General features: G+C 51.2%; 8 protein-coding genes. 4 read left to right on the forward strand and 4 right to left on the reverse strand.

Features of this window, described 5'->3' with window-relative positions; all coding sequences use genetic code 11:
* The first annotated feature begins 312 nt into the window (after window positions 1-312).
* Genes Tanf_RS02225 through Tanf_RS02235 form a run of 3 tightly spaced genes read left to right on the forward strand, consistent with a single transcriptional unit; the run spans window position 313 to window position 7,609 of the window.
* Entirely contained in the window at window positions 313-2,874 is a 2,562-nt protein-coding gene (locus tag Tanf_RS02225; protein ID WP_236684365.1) for a zinc-dependent metalloprotease, read from the forward strand.
* 36 nt (window positions 2,875-2,910) lie between these two features.
* Window positions 2,911-6,246 carry a SusC/RagA family TonB-linked outer membrane protein gene (locus tag Tanf_RS02230; protein ID WP_046824757.1) on the forward strand — a complete coding sequence of 1,112 codons (3,336 nt, stop codon included), beginning with the start codon at window positions 2,911-2,913 and terminating at the stop codon, window positions 6,244-6,246.
* Window positions 6,247-6,259: 13 nt separating this feature from the next.
* Window positions 6,260-7,609, forward strand: coding sequence for a RagB/SusD family nutrient uptake outer membrane protein (locus Tanf_RS02235; protein WP_046824781.1), 1,350 nt, complete (start codon window positions 6,260-6,262; stop codon window positions 7,607-7,609).
* Between the two features lie 325 nt (window positions 7,610-7,934).
* Here Tanf_RS02235 and porE read toward each other — a convergent pair whose 3' ends face one another.
* The 3 genes from porE to Tanf_RS02255 are packed head-to-tail and all read right to left on the reverse strand — an operon-like array spanning window position 7,935 to window position 15,309.
* On the reverse strand, window positions 7,935-9,926 hold the full coding sequence (gene porE / locus Tanf_RS02245; RefSeq protein WP_046824782.1) for a PorE family type IX secretion system protein: 1,992 nt from the start codon (window positions 9,924-9,926) through the stop codon (window positions 7,935-7,937).
* Window positions 9,927-9,962: 36 nt separating this feature from the next.
* On the reverse strand, window positions 9,963-11,231 hold the full coding sequence (locus Tanf_RS02250; RefSeq protein ID WP_371706641.1) for an S-adenosylmethionine:tRNA ribosyltransferase-isomerase: 1,269 nt from the start codon (window positions 11,229-11,231) through the stop codon (window positions 9,963-9,965).
* 1 nt (window position 11,232) lies between these two features.
* Complete coding sequence (locus Tanf_RS02255) at window positions 11,233-15,309, reverse strand: hybrid sensor histidine kinase/response regulator transcription factor (protein ID WP_046824759.1); 4,077 nt, start codon at window positions 15,307-15,309, stop codon at window positions 11,233-11,235.
* 240 nt (window positions 15,310-15,549) lie between these two features.
* Between Tanf_RS02255 and Tanf_RS02260 the strand changes: the two genes are divergently transcribed.
* On the forward strand, window positions 15,550-17,400 hold the full coding sequence (locus Tanf_RS02260) for an alpha-1,3-galactosidase-related protein (protein ID WP_046824760.1): 1,851 nt from the start codon (window positions 15,550-15,552) through the stop codon (window positions 17,398-17,400).
* A gap of 115 nt (window positions 17,401-17,515) precedes the next feature.
* Here the strand turns inward: Tanf_RS02260 and cysS are convergent, their stop codons facing one another.
* Window positions 17,516-18,988, reverse strand: coding sequence for a cysteine--tRNA ligase (gene cysS, locus Tanf_RS02265; protein WP_046824761.1), 1,473 nt, complete (start codon window positions 18,986-18,988; stop codon window positions 17,516-17,518).
* Window positions 18,989-19,060 lie beyond the last annotated feature (72 nt).

Below are 19,060 nucleotides of genomic sequence, written 5' to 3' on the forward strand. Positions count from 1 at the left end.
TTGCATACTGTGCGTGGTGAACACCGGTATGTTAAGCGCGATAGATGGAATTTTTTTTGCATCTGATCGAAAACGCTTCTATCTTTGTGCGTTTATTTTTTATATTTTTTATAATCGTGTTGATTGCGGCTCTTGTGCGTCGGGCAGTAGAGAGGTTATCCGCCACCATGTAGGCATATTGCCTGCATTTCGATTGTCAACCGATAAATAAATGATCAAAACATAGAAAAGGACGATGGTCAGATGAAAAGAGTAGTATGTATCATGCTTGTTATTATGACAGGTATGTATTTAGGTGCAGGGCCGTCGAGGATGTCGGCTGCCACAGCTGCTCCTCGTGCAGGTTTATTTGATTTCTTCAGAAAAAAGAAGAAGAAAACGGCTGCAACGGAGACGAAAAGTGACTATGAGAAACTGGTGGCAGACGCTTGTCGGAGCGAGGGTATGTTTATCGTTTATCAGAAGAAGAACGATTATTACTTTGAGATACCCGTTAGGCTGCTCGGCCGTGATATGCTTGTTGTGAACAAGCTGCAGCGCGTCCCCTCAGAGTTGAACGATGCCGGCGTAAACCGCGGCGTGAACTATGAGAATCAGATGGTGCGCATGGAGTGGGACAAGCGTGCGGGCAAGTTACTCTTTCGGCAGCAACGCCCACTACCCGATTCACCGCAGGAAGATGCGATACACCGTTCGGTAGCGGACAATTTCATCTCGCCGCTTATCGCCGCCTTTAACATAGAAGCGGTAAAGAACGATTCGACGGCAGTCGTCATCAAGGTCAATGATATATACAACGGAACCGAGACGAGCATCAACAACGTCTTTACCAACATAAATCTGGGTACATCGGCCGTTAAGGATTTGTCACGCATACAAAAGATCAAGTCGTTCCCCGATAATATTGTCGCGATGTCCGAACTTACCACACGTGTTGTCGAAGGTACGACGACCGTACACGTCACCGTCGAAGTCAGCTCATCGCTGTTGCTGCTGCCGGAACGGAAGATGACCGGTCGCTTCGGGAGTCCTAAGGTAGGGTATTTTACCACATCGCTTCAGCGTTTCGGCGACGCGCAGCAGCGTACGGAGAAAAGTCATTACATCACCCGCTGGCGAATGGAGCCCAAGCCGGCCGACCGTGAAGCCTATTTGCGCGGTGAACTCGTAGAGCCGGAACGACCCATCGTCTTTTACATTGACCGTTCTACTCCGCACCGTTGGCGTCCTTATATCAAGCAGGGGATAGAAGAGTGGCAGGAAGCGTTCGAACAGGCAGGATTTAAAAATGCGATTGTGGCGAGAGACCTTACCGACAGCATGATCGTGGATATGGACGATGTTAGCTACTCGGTACTTACATACGCTGCATCGGAGAAAAAAAATGCGATGGGTCCATCGTTACTCGACCCCCGTTCGGGCGAGATCTTGGAGGCAGACATTATGTGGTGGCATAACGTCATTTCTATGGTAAGCGAGTGGATCACTACGCAGACCGGTGCCGTAAACGTTGAGGCCCACCGCTCACCTCTGCCGGATTCGCTGATGGGCGATGCCATCCGTTTCGTTGCCTGCCACGAAGTGGGTCACTCGTTGGGATTACGGCATAACATGATGGGCTCATGGGCTTTCCCTACAGACTCGCTGCGTTCGCCGGGATTCACCGGCCGCATGCACTCTACCAGTTCATCGATTATGGATTATGCGCGTTTTAACTATGTGGCACAGCCGGAAGACGGCGTCAGTCTCCTCTCTCCGCATATCGGTCCGTACGATAAGTTTGCCATCGAATACGGTTATCGCTGGTATGGCAAAGAGACCCCCGAAGAAGAGCGCGAACTTTTAGCCGATTTCCTGAGTCGGCATACGGGGCGTCTGTATAAGTATGGTGAAGCGCAGGACATACGGGACGCTGTAGACCCACGCGCACAAAATGAGGACTTAGGCGACGATCCCGTGCGTTCTTCGCTGCTGGGTATCGCTAACCTTAAACGGATCGTTCCTCATATAATCGAATGGACGACGACCGGTGAAAAGGAACAAACCTATGCTGACGCGTCCCGCCTCTACTATGCGGTCATCAACCAGTGGAACAGCTATCTGTATCATGTTCTTGCCAATATCGGCGGCATCTATATGGAAAATACGACGGTGGGTGACGGGACGAAGACTTTTACGTTTGTGGAAAAGGAGAAGCAGTCTGCCTCCGTACGTTTCCTGCTGGATGAAGTGCTTACTTATCCACGATGGCTCTTCGATGCGGAAGTGGGCAAATATACGTACCTGTTGCGCTCTACACCGCTCGGCATACAGGAGAATGCTCCCACACAAGTACTTAAAAACGCACAGGCTTATATCTTGTGGGACCTGCTGGGCAACAACCGCCTGATGCGCATGATAGAAAATGAGGTTGTAAACGGCAAACAGGCCTATACGACGGTAGAACTTATGGACGCCCTCCATCGACATATTTTTGCCTCCACCGAACGTGGCGTATCACCCGACGTGATGGAGCGTTCGCTGCAGAAAAATTTCCTTGATGCCTTACTAACGGCTGCCGCCGAACCGGAGGCGGTGAAAATAAATAAGCATCTCTCGGAAGATCATTTTTTACTTGCCGGCCGACCGTCGTTATGTCAGCATTCCGATGAAGAACAGCGTTGCCTGCGTCAAATAAACCGGGTGGGAGCACCACGCACGCTTAACTTCTACGGTGCGCAACTTACGCGTATTTCAGACGCCATCTCGATAAAGCGCGGAGAACTCTTGCGCATAAAAACATTGTTGCAAAAACGCCTCGGTATGGCCGATACGGCCGTGCGCTATCATTATGAAGATATGATACTCCGCATCAACACGGCGTTGGGGATTTGACAGACCGGTAATAAACAGAACGTAATTTATATTTTTATGAACAAAGGATTTTTATATGTATTTTTGTGCTTCATCTTGTCGACTGCTGCCGACGCAGCCAATCGTGTTGTTACGGGGGTCGTACTGGCGGGAGACGATAACCAGCCGCTTGTCGGCGTGTCGATACAAGTCCCTTCGGACGAGCTGAAAAAAGCGGGTATCTCGTCGAACACGCTTGGTACGATCACAGATGTGAACGGAAATTTTTCAATATCCGTGCCTGATGAGGTGCGTCGTCTCGTCTTTACTTACATCGGTTATCAGGAGGAGTCTTTGCTCTTGCAGGACGGGCGTAACGACTACCGTATCGTGTTACAGTCCGGTACGCATATGCTTGCCGATGTAGTAGTCACCGGCTACCAGACGGTGGAACGTCGCCGGCTCACGGCGGCTGTTTCCAAAATAGATGTATCCGAGGCTGTTATCGGCGCAGCTAAAAGTATCGACCAGGCGCTTGCCGGACAGATAGCGGGTGTTTCGGTAACGAATACGACCGGCAGCCCGGGCGCTCCGGCGCGTATCCGGATACGCGGTACGGCTTCGCTCAACGGCACGCAAGACCCATTGTGGGTGATGGACGGTATGCCGCTGGAAGGAACGGATATCCCCAGAATAAGCAGCAGTAATGACAATGACATTATCAATATGGGGCAAACCGCTATTGCCGGTATAAGCCCGAACGATATCGAAAGCATCACGATACTCAAGGATGCTGCAGCTACAGCGATCTACGGCGCACGTGCTGCCAACGGCGTGATTGTGATTACGACCAAACGCGGACGCAGCGGAAAACCCGTGATCAACTTCAATACCCGGCTTACGTATATGCCGAACCTTAACACTTCGCGCCTCAATCTTCTCCGTTCCGAAGAAAAAGTCGATCTGGAGCTGGAACTGATGAAAGAGCCCGATGATGAAGTATTTTTTTCTCCCGTGCCGGTATATGCCACCAAGGGAGGGGTCGCTGCCATCCTCACCCGCTATAACCTTCTCGAGGCATATCGGAAAAACGGTTGGAACGGTCTGACACCGGAGGCGCAGCAGGCAATCAATAATCTCAAAACGGTGCATACCGACTGGAACGATATATTGTATCGCGACGCTTTTACGCAAGAGTATAACCTGAGCCTTTCCGGAGGAGCAGAAAAGATTACTTATTATAACTCGCTCGGCTATATGAAAGAGAACGGTAATGTACCTGCCGTAAGCATGGACCGCTTCAACCTCACAAGTAAAACCGATTACCGGTTGAGCAAGGTCTTGAAATTGGGCTTCTCGCTTTTCGTGAACCGCAGGAAAAATAATACGTTCGTAACAGATACGTACGGGTTCTCCAACCCCAATTACTATTCGCGCATCGCCAATCCCTATTTTGCACCTTTCAGCGCTGACAGCCGCTATTTGTATGACTACGATATCGCAACCGGAAACACGCGCGACCTGAAGCAGGGATTCAATATCTTTGAAGAACGGGCCAACAGCAGTGACGAGGCCACGACGACGGCCATCAACTCGATCTTTGATGCCGAACTGCGCTTCGGCGATCATTGGAAGCTCTCATCACAGGTGGGGGTGCAGTGGGAACAATATGAACAACAACGCTATGTGGGGCAAGAAACATTTAGCATGCGCAACGCACGTATCAACAGTCATTACTGGGATAACGCCAGCAAGACGAACAAATACTTGCTCCCCGAAGGAGGTATGCACAAAACAACAGACCGTACCATGTCTCAAATAATGTGGAAGACGCTGGGAGAATATAAAAACACCTTTGCTGACAGTCATGATGTGCAGGCCATGATCGGTTCCGAAATACGTAAAAACCGATACGACAATCACTCGGTCAACGGTTACGGTTACAATCCCAGAACGCTGACGACAAAGCCGCTTATTTTTCGCGACGAAGCACAGGCGCGCGCATATCCGCTTTACACCAAAAACTATCAGGAAAACGCGTTCGCCTCTTTCTTTGCCAACGGGTCGTATTCGCTTATGAAACGTTACATCCTCGGTGCAAGTGTACGTATGGACGGTTCTGACTTGTTCGGCGTGGATAAGAAATACCGTTACCTGCCTATCTACTCCGTGAGCGGATTGTGGCGGCTTTCCAACGAAGCGTTCTTACAGTCTTATGACCGGATAGATAACTTGGCGCTTCGTCTCTCTTACGGCTTGCAGGGGAATATCGATAAGAACACTTCTCCATTTCTGATAGGACGGTATGAAAATATCTCCATCTTGCCGGGGGTGACAGAAGAGAACATCACCATCTCCGACGCGCCCAACAGTAAGCTGAGATGGGAGAAAACCGCTTCCTATAACCTGGGGGTCGACTTCTCCGCCATCGAACAGCGCATCAATCTGAGCATCGATTATTATTACCGCAAAGGGACCGATCTTATCGGCACACGTATGCTCCCGCTCGAGAATGGTTTCACCAGTATGAGCATCAACTGGGCCAGCATGGAGAACAGGGGGATAGAAGTCAATTTGCAGACACGGAACATTATGACGAAAGATTTCTCATGGTATACGTCGTTCAACTTTGCCTATAACAGGAACAAAGTGTTAAGACAGATGGTACCCGACAATCAGACGACACCCGGCTTGGAAGGATATCCGGTCGGTGCGATCTTCGCTCTCGAAGTGAAAAGTATCGATCCGCAGACGGGACGTATCTACATTGCCAATCCCGAAGGAAAGGCCGTAACGCTGGAAGAACTCTACGGCGCTTCAGATCCGACGGGCACCGGCTTCTATGAGTTTAAAACCACCCCGGTACAGGAACGTACCTTTTATAAATATATCGGTTCGTCTGATGCTCCTTATACGGGAGGCCTCATGAACACGTTCACTTATCATAACTGGGAGTTGAGCGTCAATTTCGCGTATCATCTGGGCGCATACGTACGCACTTCGCCCTCATACAAAATCGTAGGACAGGACCCGGGGCATAATGTGAACCGTGATATTCTGGAGCGATGGTCCCCGGCCAACCCGACCGGCACATTGCCGGCTCTGCTCACACGTAAGACTTTCCCCGCCGATTATAGTCTGATCGATAATCGCGGAGATATTTACCGTAATTTGAGTATCTGGGTGAAGAAGCAGAATTACATACGCCTGCAGAACATACGTCTGGCATACCGTATGCCGGCCGTATTCCTGCACCCGCTACACATCAGCGGGGCTACGCTGGCCCTTGAAGGGCGTAACCTGCTCGTTTTCGGTTCAAGCTATAAGAACTATATGGATCCCGAATCTATGGGCAATCTTTATGCTACCCCGATCCCCAAGTCGATTACATTCAACTTTAATCTCGACTTTTAACGCCATGTCATATATGAAAAATTCGATAAAAAAATTTACGGCAATGCTTCTGGCGGCAGGTGTACTGATGTTTTCCGCATGCGATCGTTTCCTCGATATACGTCCCGTAGGAAAAGTTATCCCCGAAACACCGGCGGAATACCGCGCACTGATGACGACGGCTTATCAGTTTCAGTTTATCGACCGCAGTCTTACGGATATGCGTACGGACGGACTTGTTGTACGCAGCGATGAGCTGGATCAAAACAACTACGGTGACATCGAGAAATGGATAGACGTCAACTACGGAGCGGCTACGCAACCGTTCGGCTGGGCCAAGTACTATGAATCTGTTTACTATGCCAATGCGATCATTGACGGACAGAGCCGTATGAAAGAGGGTAACGGAGAGGAGATGCTTCAGCTTGCAGGCGAAGCATACCTCATGCGCGGTTATTTGCATTTTCTTTTGGCAAACCTCTACGGGCAGCCGTATACTGTAAGCGGTGCACCTCAGACTAAGGCTGTACCTGTCAAACTCGACCTCGACTTGGAATCCGTCTTGGGGCGCAGTACACTGGCGCACGTGTATGAATCTGTCTTGGCCGATATCGAAAAGGCCCGCACGCTTATCACAAAACAAACATGGGATTCGGCTCACATGTATCGTTTCTCTACGCTGTCGGTCGACGCTCTCGATTCGCGCATCCACCTTTACATGGGCGAATGGCAAAAAGCATACGATGCGGCAGAGCGTGTACTGCAGAAGAAACAGGAGCTTGAAGACCTGAACCGGAGCGACGCCATGTTACCTAACTATTATCGGTCTGTCGAGATGATCACTCCCTGCGAGATGATCTACTCCTCCTCTACGATCCGTGCCGTACGTGCTACGAGCACCCTTATCAACAAATATGATACGTTGGGAGACTTGCGTGTGCACAAATATTTCGGTGCGATTGATGCCAACGGACAGTATCCCATACTTAAGACCGACGGTTCAACCAAATACCGTTGTTCGTTTCGCACGGGAGAACTTTATCTCAATGCGGCTGAAGCGGCAGCACATCTCGGTAACTTGTCGCAGGCACGCTTACGCCTGCTCGCCCTCATGAAGAAACGATATACTCCGGATGCTTACCGGACAAAGCAAACGGCTGTGAGCGCCATGACGCAGGACGAACTGATTACTGAAATACTCGACGAACGCGAGCGTGAATTGGCCATCGAAGGGCACCGATGGTTCGACCTGCGCCGTACTACCCGTCCCCGCATCCAAAAAATACTTGGTGGAAAGCAATATATTCTTGAACAAGACGATGCCCGTTATACGCTGACGATCCCCAAAGAGGCCATCAGTGCCAATCCGGGATTGAACAATTAATGAAACAAGCGGGCTGTGAGAGCATACGATATTCGTGTGATGATAAAACATTTCTGAAAGTAGGAAGAAAACCGTTTCGTTTTCTTCCTACTCGATTGAAATTTATTGCTGTCCATTAAAATTTTTTGAACAATAAAAATTAGGACTGAATTCCTCGCTTGGAATCCAGCCCTTTTAGTGACCTTTGTTTCTGCCAAAATAAACCATAGTAGCGATGAACAAAGATACACATTTTACCGGACAGTAATATAAAATAATTAGAGATACCGTTAATGAAAGCGTAGATAAAACAAAAAAGAACGATATGTTCCCTGTTTGCAGTGGGTCATCGGAGCTCGTAATCGAGTCCGGTCACTTGAAATTCGGTACGCCGGTTCAGCTGATCAGCTACTTCCTGCTGCTCCGGCGAAAGGGCATTGACAAAGGCTTCATTTAGAATGGTTCCTTCAGGGAGAAAGGGATGTTTTTCCGTAAGTTTTGCGGTGATTATTTTGGGTACGGTTTCGCCGTATCCTTTAGCGGTAAGTCTATCGGGATCAATACCTGATTCAATCAGGTAGTCGACGACGGACTGGGCGCGGCGCTGTGCCAGATTTTCGTTGTATGCCTCCGTACCTTTGCGGTCGGTATGGGCTCCCAGCTCGATCGTGACATTTGGATTTTCGTTAAGAATTTTGACAAGTTGGTCGAGCGCTTCTTTCGATTCGGGACGGAGGGTGGCTTTGTCGAAGTCGTAAAAGATATTTTCAACCACCACGGGCTTGTCGACGGGCGAGAGGAAGAAATCGACGTAATATGTTTCATCTTTCTCTTCGTCACTCGTTTTGAGTTCAAAGTACTGGTTCAGGAAGTTGGGCGCTTCGGCCATCATCACGTAGCTGACATCGCGCGCCAGTTCCACTTTGTACGATCCGTCGGGCTTAACGGGTACCTTCATGTTCAGGCCGTCTTTCCCCACGATACGTACGACGGCGTTCTCAATCGCGTATTCTTCGACATCGGACACGTAACCCTCGATTTGTATCGTAATCGTTGGATATTCGAACGAGTAGATATGATCCCATCCACGGGCGTCGCCTCGGTTCGAGGAGAAGAATCCGCGTTCTTTGTCACCCTCGAAAGTGATGCCGAAATCGTCGGCTGCCGAGTTGATGGGGGCGCCCATGTGAGTGACGATCCATTGTCCGGTGCTGTCGAGCGTGGCTTTGAACAAGTCCAGTCCGCCCATGCCGGGATGGCCGTCGGAAGCGAAATAGATCGTCACCGAATCGCGCACGTAGGGAAACAGCTCGTTCCCCTCGGTATTGATGGAGGGGCCGAGGTTTTCCATTCCGCCGAAGCCGTTTTCTCCGGTGATTCGCGTACGAAACAGGTCTTTTCCTCCGTATCCACCCACTGCGTCGGCGACGAAATAGAGGTATTTGCCGTCGGGCGAGACAGCCGGATGCGCCAGCAACGTGATCGAATCTTTGACGATGTTGGCACGCTGTCCCTTGCCCCAGGCGGCTCCGCTGCGCGAAGAGACGTAAATCTCGGAGGTACGCGGGTCGACGGCGTCTTCGGCGCAGTAGGTATAGTACATCGTCGATCCGTCTTTCGAGAACGAGGGGGTACCCTGGTCATACGCTGTCGTGACGGGGTCTTGCACCTCGACGGGTTTCTGCCATGCACCGTGTTCATCTTTGCCCGAAACGAACAGGGCATTGTTCTTCAGTCCGGTGATACCGTTGACGGAGTCTTTGTGTACAATTCCGCGCGACGAGCAGAAATAAAGCTGGTCGTACTTTTCGCCGTAGAGCATGGGGCTGAATTCGCTGCGGCGTGAGTTAAAGATATCCATCCGTGCCACCTGATAGAGTGTCGGTCGTTCGCGCCATCCGGTTGCCATTTCGCATCCTGCGATGCCGTTGGCGGCGCGTGTGTCGGACGAATCGAGTGCCAGATACGTACGGTAGTATTTGATGGCATCGCCATATCGTCCGTCTTTTTGATATGCTTGTCCGAGGTAAAGGAAGAGCATACTGTCCGGATAGTCGTAGCGCAGCGCATTCTGATAGGCGCTGATGGCGCGTGCCGTGTTGCTGGTGCGCTGATTGCAGTATCCCATGCGAAAGGCGATGTAGGCACGCAGGTCCTTCTGTTCGGGCTTCGATTTCGTGTAGAGCTTGCGATACATTTCGGCCGCACTGTGGTATTCGCCGAGGCGCTGTTTCTCTTCGGCATCTTTGAGCTTGACCGTCTTGCACGAGATAAGTATCCCGAGAAGCAAGCATCCCAGCCCGAGCGGCACGTTATATCTTTTTAAAAAGCGAATCATCTTAATGGGTAACGGATCGGTATGCATCTTATTGTGTCATAGCAGCAGCGAACTGTCGCCATAGCTGAGGAAACGGAAATTATGGTCGAGCGCATAGTCGTAGATCGCTTTCCAGTCTCCTTTAACAAAGGCTGAGACGAGCAGCAGCAACGTGCTTTGCGGCTGATGGAAATTCGTAATCATACCACGTACGATCTTAAACTCATAGCCAGGCGCAAGGATGATCCGGGTGGCCGCGACGAGCCGGTCGACTCCTTGGTGATCGAGATGATCCAGAAGATGTTGTAGCGCTTCGCGGGCGGAGATGCAAGGCACCTCATCTGTGTAGGGAGTCCATTGTTCAACGGTCGGAAGGTCGGCGTGGTCGGTCAGCCTTGTCATTGAGAGCCGGGCGCCGAGGTAGTAGAGGCTTTCGAGTGTGCGTACCGACGTAGTACCGACAGCAATTACAGGCCCTGACGCGGTTATGAGGCGTTCGATTGTCCGGCGACTGACGGCGAAATGCTCCGTGTGCATTTCGTGCGATCCGATCGTTGGGCTCTTGACAGGCTTGAACGTGCCGGCTCCTACATGCAGCGTGACCTCTTCGCGCCCGATGCCGCGGGCATCTAATTCGGCCAGCACCTCGGGCGTGAAATGCAATCCGGCCGTAGGGGCGGCCACCGAACCTTTGATACGCGAATAGACGGTCTGATACGTTTGCAGGTCGGTCGGCTCCGTCTCGCGCCGCAGGTAGGGAGGGATAGGCAGTATCCCGGCTGCTTCGAGCACTTCGGCAAACGTATAGCGCGAATCATCCCACCGGAAAGTCACGAGGTGACTCGTGCCGTGTGTCTCTTCCCGCTCGGCTGTCAGTCGAACGGATTCCTCGCCGAGGTATACCGTACGAGTCAGCGTGCCGTCTTTCCATTTTTTCAGGTTCCCGATGAGGCAATGCCAGCTACACTGCTCCGTTTGTTGAAAAATCTGTGCATAGTCGGCCGGCTCAGCCGGTTCGAGGCAAAAGAGTTCGATCTGTGCGCCTGTCGTTTTATGGAAGAGTAGCCTTGCCCGTATGACACGCGTATTGTTGAAAACGAGCAGAGCGTCGGACGGCAGCTCATCGGGTAATCGGTTGAACACCGTTTCGCCGATCTGTCCGCCGCGGTAGACGAGTAGCTTCGACCGGTCTCGCTGCGGTAACGGGTATCGGGCTATCCGATCGTCCGGGAGCGGATAGGCATAATCGTCGATATGTATGTGTTGAGGTGCCATCATTTCGGGAGGCAAAAGTACGAAATTCATGGCAAAAGATAGAAATGACATCTTATCCTTCCCACTTCTTTTTCTCTTTCTTTTCCGAAAAAGAGGCAGACGGGGAGGAATATCTTTTAGGAGAAATGCCGAACTTCTCCTTGAAACATTTGAGAAAATAGTTGGCGTCCTGAAAACCTACGCGATAGGCCAATTCGTTGATGCGGATATCCTCGACTGATAAGATCGCAGCGGCTTTTTTGAGCTTGTAGTCGCGCATATATACCGACGGAGAAACCCCCAGTAGCTTCTTCATCTTCCGATACAAGTGTACACGACTGAGCCCAACGTCTTCGCTCAGGTTCTCAATCGAGTACATTTCGTTCGACAGGTTCTTCTCAATCTGCTCATCGATGCGCCTCATCAGCTCCTGATCGTATGGATTCAGGCGGTTTTTCTCTTTCTCGGGTAGCGCGTCTCTTTTGTAAAGCTCGTGCAAATGCTCCTGCCGGCGCAGGATGTTGTGGATACGCAGATGAAGTTCTTTATATGGGAACGGTTTCGTCAGATAACCGTCGGCGCCCTGTTCCAGGCTTTCCATTTTAATCTCCTGCTGCTGCACGGCTGTGAGCAGAATCACCGCGATATGGCTCGTCAGGATATTCGATTTAATTTCGGTGCAGAGCTCCTTCCCCGTTCTGCCCGGCAGCATGATGTCCGACACCACCACATCGATGTCCGTCTCTTTCAGAATTTCGAGCGCCTCTTCGGCCGAAACCACGTTGAACACGTTGAACGACCGGTTTAGTTTGCGCGAAAGGGTATTCAGCAACGTGATGTTATCTTCCACCAGCAGTACGTTGTATCTTTTCCTGTTCGAGGTGTCGGTCGAAACAACCTCCTCTTCCTCTTTTTCCAGCTCCGACAGCACCTCTACCGGCAGCACAAAACTTTCCGACGTCGAACAGGGCAAGTCCTCGCTCAGCCTGATGCCCCGCAGCGTAACCGTAAACGTACTGCCCTTGCCCGGTGCGCTGTGAACGTCGGTCTCTCCCTTCATCAGATCCTCGACGATTCTCTTCACCAGCGAAAGCCCGATGCCGCTTCCGGCGCTGTGCGCTTTCTTCCCTTTGAAGAAACGGTCGAAAATATGAGGCAACTCTTCGGGCAAAATGCCGCTGCCCGTATCCGATACTTTGATCGACAGGCCGCAATGCTCTTGATCTTCGGGCGATATCTGCACCCGAAGCGAAACACACCCCCCTCTCGGAGTGTATTTGAAGGCGTTGGACAACAAGTTCAGCAACACCTTCTCGATTTTATCCTTGTCTATCCACAGCGGCTTGTCGGTCGTTACGGACAAATCCGTCTTCCAGACAACCCCGTTCTTCACAGCCACCGACTGAAACGCGGCGTTTACATTTTCCAGAAAGTTCTTCAGCATAAGCGGCGTTTCATCCAGATGCTCTTTCTCCAGCTCGATCCGGTTAATGTCCAGCAACTGATTGACCAATAGCAGAAGGCGTCGGCCGTAATACTGTATGGTCGAGACTTTTCCGCGATCGTCGGGGGGTAGCGACGATGTTTCCAGCAGTTCTTCCACAGGATTCAGAATCAGCATCAGCGGCGTGCGTATTTCATGACTGATGTCGGTAAAATACTTCACTTTCATGTTGTGTATCTGCTCGATCTGTTGCCGTTCGAGCTCTTTCAGACGAATACGGTGTTTCAGCTCCGCTCTTCTCAGCATATTGGCCACAACCGCCCAGACGGCCGCAAGACACAGAATGATATACAACACGATCGCTTCACCCGAAAGCCACCAGGGGGGAGACACGATAATCGGAACCGTCAAAGGATCGCTCCAAACGCCGTCATTATTGCCCGCATGTACCGTAAGGGTATATTTCCCTGCGGGAATCTTTCCGTACTCGACCCGCCCGCCCGGCCCGGTATATCGCCAGTCGTCGTCGAAACCGTCGAGCCTGAATTTGTAGCTGTTATTTTCCGGCATCAGGTAGTTCAATCCGGTAAATTCGAACGTGACGGTCGTCTGATCGTATTTCAGGCGCATCTCTCCCGGGTTGAGCATATCGATGCCGCCGAAACCGGACAGCTCCGCTATCGGAATGTTGTTGATTTTAACGGCCGAAAGATAAACCGAAGGCTTGTAAAGATTCTTATAGACGTTCTTCGGATGAAACGAAACCCACGCGTCCTTACCGCCAATAACGAGGGGAGAAGCCGGCTGACTCGTTCGCAAATAGGCTCCTCCGTTTATCTCGGACAGAGGAAACCCGTTTCGAAGATGATGGTTGATGCAGCCGCCGTCGGCCGTTAGTTGAGAGATGCCGTTGATGCAGTTGGCCCATACATGGTTGTCGAAAGAGATCGTACCGAAAACAGTGTTGTTCTGCAACCCCTCTTTCTCGGTAAAATGCCGGACGACCCTCAACTCCCTGTCTAAGAGAAGAAGTCCGTTGCCGTTCGTACTCACGTAGAACGTGTCGTTCAATAGCAGCGTGTGATTCACCTGCCGGATGTCTGGAAGCACTTTCTCGACCTTGCCTCCGGGTCTGTTCTCAAAGGCAACCAGTCCCGAGCCGGTTGTAGCAAGCAGGTAGCTTACCGAGTCGATGGGCAGTAAGTGCATGCACTTGCTTCGTCCGATGATGGGATGCAGCTTCTCCCGAATAGGAAAAGATTCCGTCCGCCCGCTAACCGGGTTGTACCTGTTCAACCCGCCCCCCCGGTCCGAAAGCAGCCACAAGCCGTGTCCGGAGGCTTTCCCGATGCCGTTGATGACTCCCAGCGCTTCCAACCCGGCAGATACCGCCCGGCCGCCCTTCATCTTATAGAGCCCGTTCCTCAATGTACCGATCCACAACGCATCGTTTCCCTCGTCGTAATACAACGATTTGATAACAATCGGATTTCCCCGAGCGTCTTTCAGCTCGGTGCGTTCCACGAGATCGCCTGTGTTGTCATACTCCAGCAGACAACCGCTCTCGGTACCCACGATCAGAGAACCGTTTTTATCAGCGAAAGCACTTACGATCTGAGTACCGTCCGCAGAAACAGGATGTGTTTGAAAGCGCGACAAATAGCTGTCGTAGAGATATAAACCGTCGTGATACGTACCAATCCATAATGAGCCGTTTTTATCGAACAGCAGGGAGCGGATGGAGGCGTTTTCCACCTTGTCCAAACCGTTCAAAAGGTTGATTTCGGTAACCGTACCTGCGTTCGGATCGAGCCGTCCGACCCCTTGAAAACTCCCGATCCAAATGTTCCCGTCGGGTGCAAGGGCCAACGAACGGACATTGTCGAAAGGCGAATAGCCGGAGGCTTTTTCCGAAGAAGACCAATGACGCAGCGGCTCTCCCGTAAGAGTACATTCATAGATACCGCTTCTGTACGCAGCCAGATAGACCCTTCCGTTCGGATGGAAAAGAATGTCTTCTATCCGTTCGTTCTCGCTCAACAGCACAGGCGTTCCGGAGACGGAGGAATAACGCACTGTCCGGTTGCCCGAAACATCGTAGCGGAAAAAGGCGCGGGTAGCCGTCGCAATCCAATACTCGTTTTTTCGGGGCGATGCCACGATTTTCGATACGGAGGTGTCGAACACGCGAGCGTCTTCCGTCAAATTCCGGGGCTTCGAAAAGAGATCGCTTGACTTGTCGTAGAGATAAATCCCGCTCCAGCCGCTTGCCCAGACGCGACCGTCGATCACCGATAACGACCGTATCTCATGGTCGGGCGAGCCGCCCATCCTGTAATTCCTGAAAACGCCTTTTTTCCGGTCAAAAAGGCTTACGCCGTTGTCGTGCGCGATCCAAAGATTTCCGCCTTCTCCGTTTTCGATGTCGTTGATATGGTTGCCGGCGATGCTGCAAGTATCGCCCAAAACATGCCGATAGATTTTCACGCGATTCCCGTCGTATTCGTTCAGCCCGTCGCGCGTACCGACCCAGATAAATCCCAAGCTATCCTGATGTATCGTTAAAACGGAACGTTGACTCAGTCCTTTCTCCGGCCCGAGCAACTGTACGGGTATGTTTCTCTGAGCTGTCAGGAGGCCTGCCGAAAACAGCAGCCAAACACAGCAAAGCAACGTAGAAGGAATACTGTGAAAGGAGTATCGCATAAACAACGTTTTTATTCAATCGTTTTATCTTTTATTCTAAATAATCGTTTCAAAGATACAACGGTTTATTGGTCTTGGCAAGAGTTTTCTCATGGTAATTATCCTTTTTCAATCCGGATACGAGTGATTGATTTTTTCAATAAATAACCTACCTTTGTTCTCCGAATGATTGGGAAGAGGCTTTACAAAACGAGGGTTCGTGCAGTCTCTTCGCTTAGAAACTAAATAAAACAGAATTGGATGAAAGAAACAAGGATACTCTTGTTGGGATTGCTTTTGTGCCATGCCGGCTGTACGCAGCAAAAGCCTTCCACCGTCTCGTTCGATCGTTTCGGGATCTTGCCCGACACACAGGACAACGCGTCTGATGCAGCCTCCAAATTGATTGCTTACCTGCAGTCGCGTACCGATACGGCTCATTTGACCGTTGCATTCCCTGCCGGAACGTATCATTTCTACGAGGACGGCGCTTTCGTACGCGAGTATTATATCTCGAATCACGATCAGGACAATCCCAAGCGGGTGGGGTTCGCGTTTGAACATCTGCAGAATATTACGTTCGACGGACAAGGTTCCGAATTTATTTTTCACGGTCGGATGATCCCGTTTGCATTGTTGAACGGAAAGAACATTACGTTGAAGAACTTCTCCGTCGATTTTGCCGTTCCTGCTTTGCGGCAATTGCAGGTCCTCGACGTAAACAGAGCGCGGAACGAAACAAAGGCGGCCATTTATCCGTCGGGATATTACCGCATCGAAGATGGCCGATTGGTACTTTCGGGCGAGGGTTTTGAGATCGTTCCGACGTTTGCAATGCCTTTTGCATCCGACAAGCGGCTTGCATACAAGCGACAGGACGTAGGTTTCCGACCGGAATCCGTAACGGAAATCTCGCCCGATACCTTCCTCATCAAAGGATGGGATCAAACGGCTTATACCACTCACGGAGAGCGGTTTGTGCTGCGTTTCGGCCACAGGCCTACCCCGGGTATCTTCGTGAGCGAATGTATAAATACGACGCTCGAAAACATTCGCATCCGCTACGCCGAAGGAATGGGATTATTGGCACAGATGAGCAAAAATATCATCCTGGATAGATTTAGCGTTTGTCTTCGGAGCGATGACGACCCGCGCTTTTTCACCACGCAGGCCGATGCGACTCATTTTTCGGGATGCAAAGGCGTGATCGTCTCTAAAAACGGCTTGTATGAGAACATGGCCGACGATGCCATCAATGTGCATGGCACCTATCTGCGAGTTACGCGTCGTATGGACGATCATACGCTTCATGCGCGTTATATGCACCCTCAAGCCTGGGGCTTCAAATGGGGCGAACCGGGAGATAGCGTGCAGTTCGTCGAGTCGGAACGGATGGAGACGGTGGGGAACCATATCCACACAATCCGGTCGATCAAGCCGATTGACCAACCGACGGAGACCGGGGCGAAAGTGTTCGAAATCACTTTTGCCGATACCTTGCCGGCGGAAATCTCGGAAGCAGGGAAATATGGCATGGAGAACCTGACATGGACGCCCGAAGTGGTTTTCGCGGATAACATCGTGCGAAACAACCGTGCACGAGGTGCTTTGTTCAGCACGCCGCGTCGCGTCGTCTGCGAAAACAACCTGTTCGACCATCCTCACGGCACGGCGATTCTGCTCTGCGGCGATTGCAACGGATGGTACGAGACGGGCGCATGCAAGGAGGTAACGATTCGGAACAATACGTTTGTCAATGCGATGGCCGGCAGCTATCAATTTACGAACGCCGTCATCTCGATCTATCCGGAAATACCCGATCTGGACGGGCAGGAGCGTCTGTTTCATTCGGGTATTGTGGTCGAAGACAATCTGTTCGAGATATTCGACCACCCGCTGTTGTACGCCAAATCGACCGACGGCATTATTTTCCGCAACAATAAGGTGACATACAACACGAAGTACGAGCCGTTTCATTGGAATACACATCTCTTCTTCTTCGAGAAAGTGCGGAACGTGACGCTCGAAAGCAACCATTTCGGCAAAGACTTCGATCCTATGCGGGATATTCTGATCAACCGTTCCCCGAAGGATGCGGTAAACATTCGATAAAGGCATCACTTCGTAGTTCGTAAGAAGGATGAAAAAATAGCGGTGGCTTGATAAGCAGAAAAGAAATCTGCCTGTCAAGCCGCCATCTTATTCCATCGTATGGATAGGGAGGGGGTTATAAGCTCCACTCGAAGCCGTCCTTCGTATCTTTCACGACGAATCCGAGTGCCGCCATCTCGTTGCGTATGCGATCGCTGGTAGCCCAGTCTTTGTTTTGTTTGGCCTGCTGACGGATGGAGAGGAGCAGGTCGATCGCTTTGCGGTAAGCCTCGTTCGTTTCGTTCGAGGCAGCCGTATCGCGAAGTCCCAGGATGTCTTCGATAAAGAGGCGGAAGACGGAGCTCAGCTCCTCCAGTTCATCGGCTGTTATGGTGCCTTTGCCGTCGTGTACGGTGTTGATGGCTTTGCACGCATCGAACAGATGGGAAATCACGACAGGGGTGTTCATATCGTCGCACATGGCCTCTTCGCACTTCTCGCGCAGCCCTTTCGTGTCGACGGTCGAGACGTTCGAGGGGCTCAGTTTCTGCAGGCGGCTGCAGGCCTCGAACAGGCGTTCCAATCCTTTCTCGGAAGCTTGAAGCGCTTCATTGCTGAAATCGACCGTGCTGCGGTAATGTGCCTGAAGGATGAAGAAACGTATCGTGACAGGTGTGTATGCCTTGGCAAGTAACGGATGATTGCCTGTAAAAAATTCCGTCAGGGTGATGGCATTGCCAAGCGATTTGCCCATCTTCTGCCCTTCATAGGTGACCATATTATTGTGTACCCAGTAATGTACCATGTCGTGTCTCTGCGAAGCGATAGCCTGCGCGATCTCACACTCGTGATGGGGGAAGATCAGGTCCATGCCGCCGCCGTGGATGTCAAAATGCTCGCCAAGGTATTTCTTTCCCATCGCCGTACATTCGCAGTGCCAGCCTGGAAAACCGTCGCCCCACGGCGAAGGCCAGCGCATGATATGTTCGGGTTGCGCCTTCTTCCACAGCGCGAAATCGACCGGGTTGCGTTTCTCCTGCTGCCCGTCCAATTCGCGCGTGGTGTTGAGCATATCGTCGATGTTGCGGTTCGAGAGGATGCCGTACCGATGGTCTTTGTTATATTTCGCGACATCGAAGTAGACCGACCCTTCGCTTTCGTATGCATATCCGTTCTCCAGAATCTTCTCTACCAGTGCGATCTGTTCGATGATATGTCCCGAGGCATAAGGCTCGATGCTCGGTGAAAGTACGTTCAGCAGTTCCATCGCTTTATGGTAACGCAACGTGTAGTAATGCACCACCTCCATGGGTTCGAGCTGTTCGAGCCGTGCCTTCTTGGCAATTTTATCGTCACCGCTGTCCGCGTCATGTTCGAGATGACCGACATCGGTGATGTTGCGTACGTAACGCACGTTATATCCGAGGTGTTTCAAATAACGAAACAGAATGTCGAAGGTGATGGCCGACCGCGCGTGGCCAAGGTGCGGATCACCGTATACCGTGGGGCCGCAGACATACATGCCCACGTGCGGAGAGTGAAGCGGTTCGAATACTTCTTTCTTCCGTGAAAGAGTGTTGTATAAAACAAGTTTTCGTCGATTGTCCATATCTCTTTGATGTTTAAGAGGTACAAAGGTAAATATTATTTCCGGTTTTCCGAATATCGTTTTTTTTTCATA

Origin of the sequence: Tannerella forsythia, from assembly GCF_001006485.1 — a bacterium.
GTDB classification, from domain to species: domain Bacteria; phylum Bacteroidota; class Bacteroidia; order Bacteroidales; family Tannerellaceae; genus Tannerella; species Tannerella forsythia.

What these genes read in the sequence shown, in the direction of transcription:
- Tanf_RS02225 (WP_236684365.1), top strand. Translation starts at nt 313, where the DNA reads ATGTCGGCTGCCACAGCTGCTCCTCGTGCAGGTTTATTTGATTTCTTC.
- Tanf_RS02230 (WP_046824757.1), top strand. Translation starts at nt 2,911, where the DNA reads ATGAACAAAGGATTTTTATATGTATTTTTGTGCTTCATCTTGTCGACT.
- Tanf_RS02235 (WP_046824781.1), top strand. Translation starts at nt 6,260, where the DNA reads ATGAAAAATTCGATAAAAAAATTTACGGCAATGCTTCTGGCGGCAGGT.
- porE (WP_046824782.1), bottom strand. Translation starts at nt 9,926, where the DNA reads ATGATTCGCTTTTTAAAAAGATATAACGTGCCGCTCGGGCTGGGATGC.
- Tanf_RS02250 (WP_371706641.1), bottom strand. Translation starts at nt 11,231, where the DNA reads ATGTCATTTCTATCTTTTGCCATGAATTTCGTACTTTTGCCTCCCGAA.
- Tanf_RS02255 (WP_046824759.1), bottom strand. Translation starts at nt 15,309, where the DNA reads ATGCGATACTCCTTTCACAGTATTCCTTCTACGTTGCTTTGCTGTGTT.
- Tanf_RS02260 (WP_046824760.1), top strand. Translation starts at nt 15,550, where the DNA reads ATGAAAGAAACAAGGATACTCTTGTTGGGATTGCTTTTGTGCCATGCC.
- cysS (WP_046824761.1), bottom strand. Translation starts at nt 18,988, where the DNA reads ATGGACAATCGACGAAAACTTGTTTTATACAACACTCTTTCACGGAAG.